Origin of the sequence: Pseudomonas sp. R84 (assembly GCF_009834515.1) — a bacterium.
Lineage (GTDB): Bacteria > Pseudomonadota > Gammaproteobacteria > Pseudomonadales > Pseudomonadaceae > Aquipseudomonas.
Genome location: NZ_CP019426.1, coordinates 1,704,242 through 1,718,508 on the forward strand (window position 1 = coordinate 1,704,242; position 14,267 = coordinate 1,718,508).

Here is a 14,267-nt window from a genome sequence, read left to right on the forward strand (position 1 = left end):
GTCAGTGATCCTGAGATTGAATATCGGCTGCGGCGAGAAACTCCAGCAGCGTTTGATTGAAGCGTTCGGGTTGATCGAGCGGAGTGGCGTGGCGCGAATCGGCGATTACCACCAGCCGCGCATTCGGCAGCAGTTTTACATAGGTTTCTTTCAGCGCAACCGGTGTGTAGTCACGGTCGGCGCTGATGACGAGCGTTGGACAGGTCACCCGGGAAAGTCGTTCCTGAACGCCCCAGCCAACAATCGCATCGAAGCTGGCGAGATAAGCACGTTTGTCGTTTTTTGCCCAGCGTTCGGCCATTTTCTGCCGCAGATCGGCTTGTTCGGGTTTCGGAAAAAGTTTGCCGCCCAGCGCTTTGCCAATGGCCGCGAGACTCAGCACGCGCATCAGGCTCCAGCGTTTGAACCACTGCCAGTAGTCATCGCGGCTGCGGATTTTGACTTCGGGCGCGCTGTTGACGATGGACAGGCTCTTGAGCATTTGCGGATGATCGACGCCGAACTGGAAGCCGATCATGCCGCCCATCGATAGCCCGACGTAATGCACCGGGCCAAGGTTCAAGTGCTCGATCAGCGCCAGCAGGTCGGCGCTGAAACCGGCAATGCTGTAGCGCTCGCGCGGTTTGTCCGAGCGCCCGTGGCCGCGAATATCGGGGACGACCACCCGAAAATGCGCGGCCAGAGCCGGGATCTGCATTTCCCAGTCCAGCGTGCTCGAACCGAGCCCGTGAACCAGCAGCAACGGCGTGCCGTGGCCATATTCCTCGTAGTGCAGGTTGCAACCATCGTGCTCGAAATACGCCATCGGTGAACTCCGTGTCAGGCTTGTTCAGGGGCGGCGAACGGGGCGTCCAGCGGCAAGGTGTCGAAGGTACGCAGCAGTTCGATGAGGATTTGCGTGGCCGGGCCCAGGGGTTTGTCCTTGTTCGAATACAGATAGAAGCTGGAATTGCGGTTGCCGCCCCTGTCCAACGGTAGCAGCTTGAGCGAACCATCTTTTAGTTCCCGCTCGATCATGTGCCGGGGCAGCCAGGCAAAACCGAGGCCGCTGCTGACGAATGTGGCCGCCGTGGCGAGGCTGCCGACGGTCCAGCGCTGCTCGGCGCCGAGCCAGCCGACATCCCGCGGCTGCTGGCGGCCGGAGTCGCGGATGACCACTTGCATCTGGGTCTCCAGATCCTGAAAGCTCAGCTCGCGATTGAGCCGATGCAGCGGGTGATCGGGATGGGCGACGGCGACGAACTCGACGTCACTCAATTCCGCGCCGAGGTAGCCGGGAATGCTCAGGCCAGTGATGGCCAGATCGGCCACGCCTTCGAGCAGCACTTCCTCTACACCCGACAACACTTCCTCACGCAGACGCACGCGGCAGCCGCGACTCTGCGGCATGAACGCGGTCAATGCGCGGACGATGCGCGCGCTCGGGTAGGCCGCATCGACTACCAGCCGCACCTCGGCTTCCCAACCTTGTTCCATGTGATGGGCGAGGTCTTCCAGTTGACTGGCCTGTTTCACCAGTTGCCGCGAGCGACGTAGCAGCACGCCGCCGGCCTCGGTGAGCACGGCTTTACGCCCATCGATGCGCAGCAACGGCACGCCGAGCTGGTCCTGCATGCGGGCGACGGTGTAGCTCACCGACGATTGCGAACGGTGCAAGGCCTCGGCGGCCTGGGCGAATCCGCCGTGGTCGACCACGGCCTGCAATGTTCGCCATTGATCAAGGGTCACGCGGGGCGCTTTCATCAATAGCTCCTCTTGTCCTAAGCTGGCCGTCCCTCATGGAGACTGCCGAATGAAAAAATTCTGTTGTGTGCTGCTGGCGCTGCTACCGCTGACTGCTTTTGCGTACCCGATCGATGTGCAGAAAGAACTCAACGGCATGAAGATCGATTACGAGACCTTCGACACCGATAACGACATCGGCTCGATTCGGGTGGCCAACTACGGTGACGTCGATGCGACATGCAAAGCCGTGTTCAGCAATGGCCCGGAAGCACCGCGCACCCGCAACATCGAAGTGGCAGCCGGCAAACATAAAAACGCCACGGCCAAGTTCACCCGCGAGATCATCAAGCTGCGCATCAAACTGAGCTGCGTCCCGAAATAACACCGATCCCTGTAGGAGTGAGCCTGCTCGCGATAGCGGTGTTTCAGTTAATGCAGATGTAGCTGACACACCGCTATCGCGAGCAGGCTCACTCCTACAAGGGTATGCGTCAGCTTATAAACGAATTTATCGATGTGTTATAGCAATTATTTGCGCTTTTTCATCGATTCAACTCTGTTTAACCTTCACTCCATCGACCTACAACATTCTCGGATGGAGGCTACACACCATGTCCCGCGTTCTGATCATCGAAAGCAGCGCCCGCCAGCAAGACTCGGTATCCCGTCAACTGACCCAGACCTTCATCAGTCAGTGGAAAGCTGCGCATCCCAACGATCAGATCACCGTACGTGACCTCGCCGCGAACCCGGTACCACACCTGGACAGCAACCTGCTGGGTGGCTGGATGAAGCCCGCCGAGCAGCGCAACGCCAACGAGCAATCGTCGCTGGACCGTTCCAACGAATTGACCGATGAGTTGCTCGCCGCCGACGTGCTGGTGATGGCCGCGCCGATGTACAACTTTGCGATCCCGAGCACCCTCAAGGCCTGGCTCGACCACGTGCTGCGTGCCGGTGTGACCTTCAAGTACACCGAAACCGGCCCGCAAGGTCTGCTCAGCGGCAAACGTGCCTACGTACTGACCGCTCGCGGCGGCATCTACGCCGGTGGCCCGGCGGATCATCAGGAACCGTATCTGCGTCAGGTCATGGGTTTCATCGGCATCAACGACGTGACGTTCATTCACGCCGAGGGCATGAACCTCGGTGGCGACTTCCAGGAGAAGGGTCTGAATCAGGCCAACGCCAAGCTGTCCCAGGTCGCTTGATATGTTAATCGCCAGATAATCGCTGGATGGTCTAGTGACCTGGCGCAACCCCTTCAAGGCTCTACGCGCATCGAACCTCCCTTTGCACTTGTTGCTCCTGAGTGCTGTAGCCCGATTGAACGCATTAGCGAGATCGGGCTTTTTTTTGCCTGTGTTTTTTGAACGACGCAAAACTCCTTGTGGGAGCGAGCCTGCTCGCGAAAGCGGTGTATCAGACAAGTATTTGCCGTCTGACACTCTGCCTTCGCGAGCAGGCTCGCTCCCACAGGGGGATTTTGTGTTTCCGGCTATTCGCAGTGAGACCAGAAAACCGCTATCGTCGCCGCCATTCGATTTCGAGGCGAGCATGGGCTATCTACTTTTTGTCACGCTGATCCAAGCGTTTTCCTTCAGTCTGATCGGCGAATACCTGGCCGGTCATGTCGACAGTTACTTCGCGGTACTGGTGCGTGTGGTGCTGGCCGGGCTGGTGTTTATCCCGCTGACTCGCTGGCGCTCGGTCGAACCTTCGTTCATGCGCGGCATGCTAGTGATCGGCGCGTTGCAGTTCGGCGTGACTTACGTCTGTCTGTACTTGAGCTTCCGCGTGCTGACGGTGCCGGAGGTGTTGCTGTTCACCATTCTCACGCCGCTGCACGTGACGCTGATCGAAGATGCACTGAACCGCCGCTTCAATCCATGGGCGCTGATTGCGGCGCTGGTGGCGGTGGGCGGGGCGGCGGTGATTCGTTTCGACAGCATCAGCCCGGACTTCTTCATGGGCTTCCTGCTCCTGCAACTGGCCAACTTCACCTACGCGGCAGGGCAGGTGATGTACAAGCATCTGGTGGCGAAACACCCAAGCGATCTGCCGCATTACCGGCGTTTCGGCTTCTTCTACCTCGGCGCGCTGGCGGTGGTGCTGCCTGCATTCCTGATGTTCGGCAAAGCGAACTTCCTCCCGGAAGCACCGCTGCAGTGGGGCGTGTTGCTGTTCCTCGGTCTGGTCTCGACCGCGCTGGGCATGTATTGGTGGAACAAGGGCGCGTGCATGGTCAACGGCGGCACGCTGGCGGTGATGAACAACCTGCATGTGCCCGTGGGGTTGCTGCTGAATTTGCTGATCTGGAATCAGCATGAGGAACTGGGGCGGTTGTTCCTTGGCGGCAGCGTCATCCTCGCTGCCGTATGGATCAGCCGACTGGGCATCCGCAAATCCCCAGCCACCGCATAACCCCTGTAGGAGTGAGCCTGCTCGCGATAGCGGTGTATCAGTCAATATGGATTTGTCTGACACACCGCTATCGCGAGCAGGCTCACTCCTACAGTTTTGATCGGTGGGGTTACATGAGGTGTTTCTGCGGCTCGGGAATGCTGGCCGCGCCAAGCACCGTCGGCAGCAACCCGGAACGCAAATCCCCACCACTCGGCTGCTGATACAGGCTCAAGCCAAACTCCGGCAGCACCGCCAGCAGATAATCAAAAATATCCCCCTGAATCCGCTCGTAATCGGCCCACACCGTGGTGCGGGTGAAGCAGTAGATTTCCAGCGGAATGCCCTGCGCGGTGGTCTGCATCTGCCGGACCATGCAGGTCATGTTCGGCTGAATCTCCGGATGACTCTTTAGATACGCCAGTGCATACGCGCGAAACGTGCCGATATTGGTCATGCGTCGGCGATTGGCCGACATAGCCGCGACATTGCCCTGCGCCTCGTTCCACGCCTTGAGCTCGGCTTTCTTGCGGCTCATGTAATCGGTCAGCAAGTGCACCTGCGAGAGCTTTTCTTCTTCGTCATCACGAATGAAACGCACACCGCTGGCATCGATGAACAGGCTGCGCTTGATCCGCCGTCCGCCCGATTGCTGCATGCCGCGCCAGTTCTTGAACGACTCCGACATCAGCCGCCAGGTCGGGATCGAGACGATGGTCTTGTCAAAATTCTGCACCTTGACCGTGTGCAGGGTGATGTCGACCACATCGCCATCGGCGCCGACCTGCGGCATCTCGATCCAGTCGCCGACCCGCAGCATGTCGTTGCTGGTCAACTGCACGCTGGCAACGAACGACAACAGGGTGTCCTTGTAAACCAACAGGATCACCGCCGACATCGCACCCAGACCCGAGAGCAGCAACAACGGTGAACGGTCGATCAACGTCGCGACAATGATGATCGCGCCAAATACGTACAAAACCATTTTTGCCAGTTGCACGTAGCCTTTGATCGAGCGCGTGCGGGCGTGCTCGGTGCGCGCATAAATGTCGAGCAGGGCATTGAGCAGGGCGCTGACCGACAGCAGCAGGAACAGAATGGTGAACGACAACGCGACGTTGCCGAGGAAAGTCATCGCGGTTTTGCTCAGTTCCGGCACCAGATGCAGGCCGAACTGAATCACCAGCGACGGCGTCATCTGCGCCAGACGCTGAAACACCTTGTTGTGGCGAAAGTCATTGATCCAGTGCAGCGACGGCTGGCGCCCGAGCATGCGGCTGGCGTGCAGGATCAGGTAACGGGCCACTCGTCCGAGCACCAGCGCGATTCCCAGCAGCAGCGTCAGGGCGAGGCCGGCCTGCAAAAGTGGATGCTGTTCGAGGGTGCCCCAGAGGTCCTGGGCGTTGAGCCAGAGCTGTTTGAAATCCATATGAGCAACGATTCTTCTATAAGACGCGATGGGTAATTAGAGCATTTAAGCCGCCGTGTATTACCGTTGGAGACAAATCGAGCAACAAAAAAGCCACTGATTGCGTCCGTTTGTATAAAGAAACTCGGCCTGAGCGCTCGAAACCGGTAACCTATGCAGCTGTTTTTTTGCATATCTTCGAGGTAGCACCCGTGTTTTCCCAATTCGCCCTGCACGAACGCCTGCTTAAAGCTGTGGCCGAGCTGAAATTTGTCGAGCCAACGCCTGTGCAAGCCGCGGCCATTCCGCTGGCGCTCCAAGGGCGTGATCTGCGGGTGACGGCGCAAACCGGTAGCGGCAAAACCGCCGCTTTCGTTCTGCCAATCCTCAATCGCCTGATCGGCCCGGCCAAGGTTCGCGTCAGCATCAAGACGCTGATCCTGCTGCCGACCCGCGAGCTGGCCCAGCAGACGCTGAAGGAAGTTGAACGTTTTTCGCAGTTCACTTTCATCAAGTCCGGTCTGATCACCGGCGGTGAAGACTTCAAGGTCCAGGCGGCGATGCTGCGCAAAGTGCCGGACATCCTCATCGGCACCCCGGGCCGGATGATCGAGCAACTCAACGCCGGCAACCTCGACCTCAAAGAAGTCGAAGTGCTGGTGCTCGACGAAGCCGACCGCATGCTCGACATGGGCTTCGCCGAAGATGTGCAGCGTCTGGTCGACGAATGCCCGAACCGTCAGCAGACCATGCTGTTCTCCGCCACCACCGGTGGTTCCGGCCTGCGCGACATGATCGGCAAGGTGCTGAACAACCCTGAGCACTTGCAGCTCAACGCGGTCAGCCAGCTGAACTCGACCACCCGTCAGCAAATCATCACCGCCGACCACAATCAGCACAAAGAGCAGATTGTGAACTGGCTGCTGGCCAACGAGACCTACCAGAAAGCGATCATCTTCACCAACACCCGCGCCATGGCCGACCGCATCTACGGCCGCCTTGTGGCTCAGGAATACAAAGCGTTCGTGCTGCACGGCGAGAAAGACCAGAAGGATCGCAAACTGGCGATCGACCGTCTGAAGCAGGGCGGCGTGAAGATCCTCGTGGCCACCGACGTCGCGGCCCGTGGTCTGGACGTTGATGGTCTGGACATGGTGATCAACTTCGACATGCCTCGCAGCGGCGACGAGTACGTGCACCGCATCGGTCGTACCGGTCGTGCCGGTAACGACGGCCTGGCGATCTCGCTGATCTGCCACGGCGACTGGAACCTGATGTCGAGCATCGAGCGCTACCTCAAGCAGAGCTTCGAGCGTCGCACCATCAAGGAAGTCAAAGGCGTCTATGGCGGTCCGAAGAAGGTCAAGGCCTCGGGCAAAGCCGTTGGCGTGAAGAAGAAAAAGACTGACGCCAAGGGCGACAAGAAAAAAACTGCCGCCAAGACGCCGACCAAGCGCAAGAGCGCCAACCGTCCGAAGCCGGACTCGTTGGTGAGCAGTGACGGCATGGCGCCGCTGAAACGCCGCAAGCCAGCAGAGCCTGCGGCTGAGTAAAGCGTTTCAGACGTGTAAAAAAAAACCGGACAGTGTCCGGTTTTTTTTCGTCCATCAGTTGCCGAGTTGGCCACTGGTGTCGGCGTCAAAGCGCCGCTTGGCTTGATCCGCTGCCGGTTTCAATGCGCCGAGCAGTGTTGCTTCGCTGTACAACCCGGTAACCGCCAATTCCTTGGGTGTCGGCTCGATCGGGATCAGCACGTCTTCACCGTCGGCATGCAGCCAGATCGCCACAACGTGCAGTGCCGAGACAAACAACACACGCAGTTCAACGGTCTTGCCCTGAAGTTGCGGTGCTTGTTCTGCCAGTTTCAGCGCACTCACCGTTGCAGCGGCGTGATCGCCGTGATTCAACGAGGCGAACTCGACATGCCCGCGCACTTCGGCCAATTGCGCATCGGCAATCGTCACGCCGTCGGCAAACACCAGGTAATGCCAGTCGCCAATCCGTGCGTCTTGCAGACCTTTGCCTTGGCTCAGGTCATCCAGACTCAGCGAATAGCCACGATAAGCCTCACTGAGGCTGATCTTCGCAGGTGCTGCGTTGGCGAACTGGCGATTGGCGCCGAAGCCCTGGGTTTGCAGCGCAGCTTGCAGCGCCGGACGCAAGGTTTGTACGCCGTTGGAAGGCGCCTTTGGATAAGTCAGTTGCATGATGTCGCCCTCCTAGTTTTTCACGGTGAAGTAAGTGTGAGTCCAATTGCCGCCGCCGTTGTAGGCGCGGGGGAACGCGTTCAGCGCACGGGTCGAATAGCCGTAGATCGAGTCCGCGACCAACAGGTAATCGCCGTTGGTGCCGTAAATCGTCAGGAAATGCGCCCCACCGCCGTACCAGGCGCAGCGCAAGCCGACAGGACGGCCCATGCTGATCTGGTTCTGAATGGCCGACATCTGTAGCGAACCCTGATTCATGCCGTTGTAGCTGCGGGTGGTTTGCAGGGCCGAATCCAGATAGCCGTAAACGTTGCACGGCCCCGGCTGATTGCAGCAATTGCGATCGAGCTGGGTGCTGGCGACACCACACTGAGTCCAGTTGCCGGTGCCGTAATAGTTGCCGACCGAGGCGGAAACGGCGGCCCAGCACCAGTTGGTCTGGGTCTGTTTCTGCATGTTGAAGTTGAGGCTGCCGGCGGCGAGGGGGCTGATTTGTTCAGCGGCTTCGACTTCGGTGAGTTGCGGGTCGAGCAGGTGACCGGCCAGGCACCTTGGCAGTGATTCGCCGGTGAATTGTGTTGCTGCGGTGGTTAACATTCTTCAATCCTCCATGAGTGAAAACAAGCGTCCAGCTTGTGTGGATGTAGCAGTGTTGCCGAGCGATCGGTGCTTAACGGTTGCCATCTTCTGTGGCCGGTTCCGATCTCCTTGCTCGAGGTAACCCTAGTCAGAGATATGCATTAATGCAAATAAATAAATGCATTAATGCATTTTTGGTGGCAAAAGATCGCAGCCTTCGGCAGCTCTACAGGGTTTTGTGTAAGAGCTGCCGAAGGCTGCGATCTTTTGATCTTGCTGTTAGCCCTCGGTCTTCTTCTCGGCAGAATTCAGTTCTCTCAAGCGCTGATCAATCAACTGGCATTTATCCGGCAGATCCGCACTGGCCGTACCCAGATCCATCTTCTGCAATTCGGCATTGATCTCTTTGGCCTTTGCCGGATTCTGCTCGGTTAGCTTCGAGACTTCCTTGGCTAATTGTTCGCGTTTGGCGGTGGCTTCTTCCGGCGTGCAGGCCCAGACGGGCAGGGCGCAGGCGAGGGTGGCGGCGAGGGTAAGCTTGATCAGGGTTTTCATCGGGGCAGGCCTCAGTTCCGGTTAAGGCGGTTAACCGGTTGAGCGGCGAAACTGGCGAAAAGTTCACACTCTGTGGGAGCGAGCTTGCTCGCTCCCACAAAGGGCTTTCAGTTTCCGTGGCAGCAACTGGATTTTGTCGCTAACGCATAGCGATCATGATGCCGAACCCACTCCATGATCTCGTCCTCATTCCTGCCTTTGGGCGTGAGATCGAGGTAGTTGTAGGCGCCAACCAGCATGTCCAGACCGCGGGCATAGGTTGAGTAGGTGTGGAATATGTCGCCCTTTGCATCACGATAAAACACGCTCAGGCCGGGCATTTCTTCCTCGGCGCTGTCAGTCTTTTCGTAATTGTACGTAGCCTTTCCCGCTGCGACATCTTCAGCCCGTGCGCAAACTCCGAAGTCATAGTTGAAGTCGCAGCCTTCTGAAGACACCCAGTCAAACTTCCAGCCCATCCGCTGTTTAAATGCCTGAAACTCATTGAACGGCGCATGAGACACAGCAACCACCGCAATATCGTGATGCGCCAGATGCAGGTTGGCGCCATCAATGTGGTCGCTGAGGAACGAGCAACCCTGGCAACCTTCCTCCCAATCCTTGGCAAACATGAAGTGGTAAACCACCAATTGGCTGTGTTTGCCGAACAGGTCGGCCAGCTTCAATTCGCCGTTGGGCCCCTGAAAGTGGTAGTCCTTGTCGACCTTCACCCAAGGCAAGGCGCGACGTTCAGCGCTGAGGCGATCGCGTTCCCTGGTGAAGGCTTTTTCGTGAGAGAGGTGTTGCTTACGGGCGGCGAGCCATTCTTCGCGCGATACCACCGGATGATTCTCAACGTTCATGATGATTTCTCCTGCGGGGTTGAAGGCGGCACTTTCAGACTAGTCGTTTAACCCAGCGGGAAATCGACAGACCGCCGGTCGGTCGGCTCGGGAAATGCGGCTGAACGGCTGAGAACGGCTCCGGTCACAACCTATGAACGCGCCATAAATCACGCGCACCGGAGGTTGTATCAGGATGACGACTTATAACTGGGATTTGATTGAACGCTTGCTGCACGAAGTGCAAAACAGCGCAGGCCACAGCTTTGCCCCACGGGCTTATGCCGAAGATTATGCGGCCGAGAAAGCCAGCGCCGGCGAGCCGATCGAGAACCTTGATCACCTGAAAACGCTGGCTTGCGACTATGAAAGGTTGTTGCTCCTGCGCGGCTATATCGCACCGCGCCCGGATGAGGAGGGCAGCACCGGAAACAATTTTGTCCTGACCCCGCGCGGCTCAAGCCTGCTGAGCCTGATCGACAGCAGTATTCCCGGCAATGATCACCCGCGTCAGGTGCTGGATGAACAGGACGATGCGCTGGCTGAGGCGACGTTTGATGAAGTGGCTTCAAAAGCCCAGATCGCCTGAGTTCACGCGGATCCCCCTGTAGGAGTGAGCCTGCTCGCGATTGCGTTCTTCCAGTCAACATTGATGTCACTGGAAGTCCGCTATCGCGAGCAGGCTCACTCCTACATTGGATTCGGGTATGTTCAGGTTTTTTGCGCGGCCTTGAGGCATTTGAGGTCGTTGAAGTCTTTACGCACACCCTCGATCTTCTTCAATAACCGCTGACGCTGTTGCGGCGTACTTTCGGCCATCAGGTCAACCGCCAGTGAACGTCCCTGCGCTTCAGTTTCGGCGAAGGCCTTGCGGTAATCCGCTGTCCATAAGCTCTCGCGATTGACCAGAAGCGTCTCGATTCTCTGTGGGAATTCGGGGCTTTTACGTTGCGCCACTGCTGCACTGAACTGCTTCTGCCAATGGGCGCGGTTGGCAATCCATTGGGTGTACTGATCGCCCAGCGCGGTCGACCACGCCATGACTCGCTGTTCCTGGGTGGCGCTCAAGGGGCCGAGCCAGTCATTCAAGCGTTTAACCATTCGTGCGCCACGCTCGGCAATTTGTTGATCAAGCGGTGGTTTCAGGTATTCCTGCTGACGCTTGCGCAGATCCTTGGCAAACGCGTCATTCATCTCGGCCACTTGCCTGTCATCCAGACCTTGCAACAACTCAATGGCCGAAGGCGTGATTTCCTTCGCTGTTTCGGCAATGGCCTGCTTGGCTTCCGTAGTGCGCGCCTGTAACGCAGCATCGGTGACCTGATTGGTTTCGACCATGCTCTGCAGGCGATCAAGCCAGTCCAGATAACCCGGCAATTGCGTGGTGCAATGCCAGCTCAGGTGGTCCTTGAGGCGTTCGTTGAACCAGTCTTTCTGCTCGCCGTTCATGTCCAGGTAATCACCGAGCGTCCACGGAATAATGACGTCGAGATTGCGATAGGCCAGACCGACGCGACTGCAAGCGCCGAGGGCGAGGGTGAAAATCAGTAGTGCGGTGATGTGCGTGAACCAGCGAGACATGGGCGAATCCTTGCGTGAGCCTGGCTTCGAGGGACTGATTCCTATGTGAACGCAGAATGAACCCGGCAGTTCAGCCGATCAATAGAACGCGCGGGCAGCCTTGAGGGTGACGAGGCCGTCGCACTCGCTGTTGTGCCCGGAATAGGCTGAGCAATCGCTGCCGCTGAGGCTGGAGTTGCTGTAGATCAGGTCGAGGTCGACGCCCATGAACGGCCGGGATAATTTCACCGACCAGTCGGTAAAACTGCTGACATAACCACCGTCCACGGCGACGGGCGTGTTCAGTTGGTGGGTGGTGTATTTCATGCTGACGCCGATACCGAATGGCTGGTTGCCGCCAAGATCGGCAAACAAGGTGTTGTTCTGTTTATCCGGGTCGTTGCTGAAGGCCACGCCGAAACGACTGCCGAGCAAGGTCAGGCCACCGAACAGCTCCTGGCTGTCGAGGGTATCTACCTTGGGATAGCTGTAGTGGATCATCCCGACTTCGTAGCCAAGGGTCTGATCGAAAGGTTGTTTAAAACCGACGTAGGAATCGATCTCGAGATTCTTGCCCGGGGAGATGCCCATACTCGGCGCGTATTGGCCAACGTAGAGGCCACTGTCGTGGCTCAGGTCGAGGCCGCCGTGGAAGGAACCGATTGCCGCCGGCTTGACCAGGCCTTGAGCCATGCTGCGCGTGGGCGTGGTGCCGAGTTTGAGATCGAAGTCGCCCAGTTCACGCTGGAAAATCTGCGCGTGCGCGGTTGCACTGGCCAGAAGGCTTACGAGTAATAAACAGGGTGTTTTGCGCATGCGTCACTCCATGAACAGCGAGGGCAGGGCGGCGGGCCTGCTGAAACGCTTGATCTAGACGCGTGCAAGGATACCGGCGAATGATCGGCATTGAAGGCCGTTCGTCGATTTACAAGGATTTTTGTTTAACAAGGGAGGGATGTTGCGCGGTGCCAGTCCAGGCGCTTCGAAGCTCAAAGCGCCTCTGGACGGGTGTAAAACCGGGTGTTACTTCTTGCCCAGGCTGATCTGCTTGGACGGGCCGAACGTCTGGCCACTGACGCCTTTGGCAATTTGCTGGATCTCGCCGCCAGACTTGAGGAACGCTGCGATCTGATCGTTGATCGATTCGCTGGTTTCAACGGCTGGAGCTGGCTTTGCTTTGCTGGTGGATGCTTTTACACGCATGGCGGCCATTAACCTGTAGAAAAGTAACTCGGCCAGGCATCGTACAGGAATAACTTGACAATTGCTTGGTAAATATCCCCCGGAATAACCCAGCGCTGTGCTGCATTATTCTCGATTGAATATTCGATATATCCGGCTAACCTGCTGTTTTAAATAAGAACATTTGGGTTGGGCGGCATTGAAATACTCAGCCGCGGGCGGTGCTGCCTGCCAGACGAGCGGCATCACAGCCCCGCCGCGCATAAGGAAAATCAAGGCGTTGCGCAGAATTCCGACGCGTGCGGATCTGCCGCCCGACGGCCAGCACAAAAACGGGTAGAATGCCGCCCACGCAATGAGGGTTCTGGAAATGGCTTTAGTCGGGCGTTACAACAGTTTGCAAGTGGTTAAACACACTAACTTCGGTTTATATCTGGACGGCGGTGCTGACGGCGAGATTCTTTTGCCTAATCGTTATATCCCGAAAGATATTCCGACCGAAGATGAAGATTGGCTCAACGTATTTGTTTATCTGGACAGCGAAGACAAACTTCTCGCTACCACGGAAAAACCAAAAGTTCAGGTCGGCGAATTTGCCAGTCTGAAAGTCGTTGAAGTCAACAGCATCGGTGTGTTCCTCGATTGGGGGCTGCCGAAGGATCTGTTGCTGCCGTATTCCGAAGAAAAGCGCCAGATGACCGCCGGCGAATACTGCGTGGTGCATGTCTACCTCGACAAGCACACCCGCCGCATCACCGCAACTGCGCGTCTGGATCGCTACCTCGACAAGACCCCGGCCAACTACAGCCAGGGCCAGGAAGTTGATCTGCTGGTTGCCGAAGCCACCGACATGGGCTTCAAGGCGATCATCAACAACAAGCACTGGGGTTTGATTCACAAGAACGAAATCTTCAAGTTCATGCGCGCCGGCATGATCGAGAAGGGCTACATCAAGGAAGTCCGTGCCGACGGCAAGATCGCCCTGAGCCTGCAACCGGTTGGTCAGGAAGCGGCCAGCAGCCTGAACTCGAAGATCCTCGCCAAGTTGCGCGACAACAGCGGCACACTGCCGGTCAGCGACAAGAGCGATCCAGCGTTGATCAGCAGCCTGTTCGGCGTCAGCAAGGGCAACTTCAAGAAGGCGATCGGTTCGCTGTACAAGGAAGGCAAGATCGTCATTCACGCTGATCGCATTGAACTAACCTGAGCCTTGCGTGGCCCATCCTGCATGGGCACACATGAGGTCGGGTCGATGAAAAAAGCGCTGATTGGCTATGTTGCAACGCTGCTGACGTTTCTGCTGCTCGACGGCATCTGGCTCGGCCTGCTGATGGCACCGACCTACCGCGAGCTACTCGGTCCGCTGATGCTCGAAAAACCGCTGCTGGTTCCGGCAGCGGTTTTTTATTGCCTGTATGTTTTTGGCTGCGTGATATTTGTGGTGCTGCCGGCCGTGACGTGGCAATGGGCGGCGAAGCGGGGCGCGTTGTTAGGGCTGATAGCTTACGGCACGTATGACCTGACCAATTGGGCGACGTTGCGCGGGTGGTCGGTGCAGGTGACGCTGATGGATTGGGCGTGGGGGACGTTTGCCACTGCTGTGGCTTGTAGCGTTGGGTTTTTGTTGGCGAGGCGGTTTGGCAAGGTCTGATCCGAAATGCTGGTAAGCCATGCGGGCCTCTTCGCGAGCAGGGAACGCAATCCAAAGTGGGAGCGAGCCTGCTCGCGAATGGCGGCGCAGCCGACAGCCATTCACCACTGCCGCCACTGAAGCACTAAATGTCTTTTCCAGACGCCTTTTTTCCGCCCGACTGATTGATAATCCCC

The 14,267-nt window shown here is 57.8% G+C and carries 17 protein-coding genes; 7 read left to right on the top strand and 10 right to left on the bottom strand.

What is annotated here, in order from left to right:
* Nucleotide 1 precedes the first annotated feature (1 nt).
* Both PspR84_RS07700 and PspR84_RS07705 read right to left on the bottom strand, forming a co-directional pair.
* Entirely contained in the window at nt 2-805 is an 804-nt protein-coding gene (locus PspR84_RS07700; protein ID WP_160056630.1) for an alpha/beta hydrolase, read from the bottom strand.
* 14 nt (nt 806-819) lie between these two features.
* Nucleotides 820-1,743: a LysR family transcriptional regulator gene (locus PspR84_RS07705; protein WP_007914443.1), complete on the bottom strand. Its 924-nt coding sequence runs from the start codon at nt 1,741-1,743 to the stop codon at nt 820-822.
* A 49-nt stretch (nt 1,744-1,792) separates the two neighbouring features.
* Here PspR84_RS07705 and PspR84_RS07710 point away from each other — a divergent pair, with 49 nt between their 5' ends.
* The 3 genes from PspR84_RS07710 (at nt 1,793) to PspR84_RS07720 (ending at nt 4,149) form a co-directional block, all read left to right on the top strand.
* The gene (locus tag PspR84_RS07710) at nt 1,793-2,107 is read left to right on the top strand and encodes a 3-phosphoglycerate kinase (RefSeq protein WP_160056632.1); all 315 of its coding nucleotides are present in this window, start codon (nt 1,793-1,795) and stop codon (nt 2,105-2,107) included.
* Nucleotides 2,108-2,336: 229 nt separating this feature from the next.
* Nucleotides 2,337-2,936, top strand: a complete 600-nt coding sequence (locus PspR84_RS07715; RefSeq protein ID WP_110720045.1) for an FMN-dependent NADH-azoreductase — start codon at nt 2,337-2,339, stop codon at nt 2,934-2,936.
* Nucleotides 2,937-3,282: 346 nt separating this feature from the next.
* Nucleotides 3,283-4,149, top strand: coding sequence for a carboxylate/amino acid/amine transporter (locus tag PspR84_RS07720; protein WP_160056634.1), 867 nt, complete (start codon nt 3,283-3,285; stop codon nt 4,147-4,149).
* A 109-nt stretch (nt 4,150-4,258) separates the two neighbouring features.
* Here the strand turns inward: PspR84_RS07720 and PspR84_RS07725 are convergent, their stop codons facing one another.
* Entirely contained in the window at nt 4,259-5,557 is a 1,299-nt protein-coding gene (locus tag PspR84_RS07725; protein ID WP_160056636.1) for a mechanosensitive ion channel family protein, read from the bottom strand.
* 191 nt (nt 5,558-5,748) lie between these two features.
* On the opposite strand from PspR84_RS07725, the gene PspR84_RS07730 reads away from it, so the two are divergent.
* Nucleotides 5,749-7,089, top strand: a complete 1,341-nt coding sequence (locus PspR84_RS07730) for a DEAD/DEAH box helicase (RefSeq protein WP_160056638.1) — start codon at nt 5,749-5,751, stop codon at nt 7,087-7,089.
* A 54-nt stretch (nt 7,090-7,143) separates the two neighbouring features.
* Here the strand turns inward: PspR84_RS07730 and PspR84_RS07735 are convergent, their stop codons facing one another.
* The 4 genes from PspR84_RS07735 to PspR84_RS07750 form a co-directional block, all read right to left on the bottom strand.
* Nucleotides 7,144-7,743 carry a hypothetical protein gene (locus PspR84_RS07735; RefSeq protein WP_160056640.1) on the bottom strand — a complete coding sequence of 200 codons (600 nt, stop codon included), beginning with the start codon at nt 7,741-7,743 and terminating at the stop codon, nt 7,144-7,146.
* A 12-nt stretch (nt 7,744-7,755) separates the two neighbouring features.
* Nucleotides 7,756-8,340: a papain-like cysteine protease family protein gene (locus tag PspR84_RS07740; protein WP_160056642.1), complete on the bottom strand. Its 585-nt coding sequence runs from the start codon at nt 8,338-8,340 to the stop codon at nt 7,756-7,758.
* 261 nt (nt 8,341-8,601) lie between these two features.
* Nucleotides 8,602-8,877, bottom strand: a complete 276-nt coding sequence (locus PspR84_RS07745; RefSeq protein ID WP_160056644.1) for a hypothetical protein — start codon at nt 8,875-8,877, stop codon at nt 8,602-8,604.
* 107 nt (nt 8,878-8,984) lie between these two features.
* Nucleotides 8,985-9,719 carry a thioredoxin family protein gene (locus tag PspR84_RS07750; protein WP_160056646.1) on the bottom strand — a complete coding sequence of 245 codons (735 nt, stop codon included), beginning with the start codon at nt 9,717-9,719 and terminating at the stop codon, nt 8,985-8,987.
* Between the two features lie 175 nt (nt 9,720-9,894).
* On the opposite strand from PspR84_RS07750, the gene PspR84_RS07755 reads away from it, so the two are divergent.
* Nucleotides 9,895-10,287, top strand: coding sequence for a transcriptional regulator (locus PspR84_RS07755; protein WP_160056648.1), 393 nt, complete (start codon nt 9,895-9,897; stop codon nt 10,285-10,287).
* Nucleotides 10,288-10,409: 122 nt separating this feature from the next.
* Here PspR84_RS07755 and PspR84_RS07760 read toward each other — a convergent pair whose 3' ends face one another.
* The 3 genes from PspR84_RS07760 to PspR84_RS07770 form a co-directional block, all read right to left on the bottom strand.
* Nucleotides 10,410-11,279, bottom strand: a complete 870-nt coding sequence (locus tag PspR84_RS07760) for a DUF6279 family lipoprotein (RefSeq protein WP_160056650.1) — start codon at nt 11,277-11,279, stop codon at nt 10,410-10,412.
* Nucleotides 11,280-11,357: 78 nt separating this feature from the next.
* Nucleotides 11,358-12,074: a TorF family putative porin gene (locus tag PspR84_RS07765; RefSeq protein WP_160056652.1), complete on the bottom strand. Its 717-nt coding sequence runs from the start codon at nt 12,072-12,074 to the stop codon at nt 11,358-11,360.
* A 207-nt stretch (nt 12,075-12,281) separates the two neighbouring features.
* Nucleotides 12,282-12,470 carry a hypothetical protein gene (locus PspR84_RS07770; RefSeq protein WP_016985943.1) on the bottom strand — a complete coding sequence of 63 codons (189 nt, stop codon included), beginning with the start codon at nt 12,468-12,470 and terminating at the stop codon, nt 12,282-12,284.
* Nucleotides 12,471-12,810: 340 nt separating this feature from the next.
* Here PspR84_RS07770 and PspR84_RS07775 point away from each other — a divergent pair, with 340 nt between their 5' ends.
* Nucleotides 12,811-13,647 carry a S1-like domain-containing RNA-binding protein gene (locus tag PspR84_RS07775; RefSeq protein ID WP_038363672.1) on the top strand — a complete coding sequence of 279 codons (837 nt, stop codon included), beginning with the start codon at nt 12,811-12,813 and terminating at the stop codon, nt 13,645-13,647.
* 45 nt (nt 13,648-13,692) lie between these two features.
* On the top strand, nt 13,693-14,091 hold the full coding sequence (locus PspR84_RS07780) for a DUF2177 family protein (protein ID WP_160056654.1): 399 nt from the start codon (nt 13,693-13,695) through the stop codon (nt 14,089-14,091).
* Nucleotides 14,092-14,267: the final 176 nt, after the last annotated feature.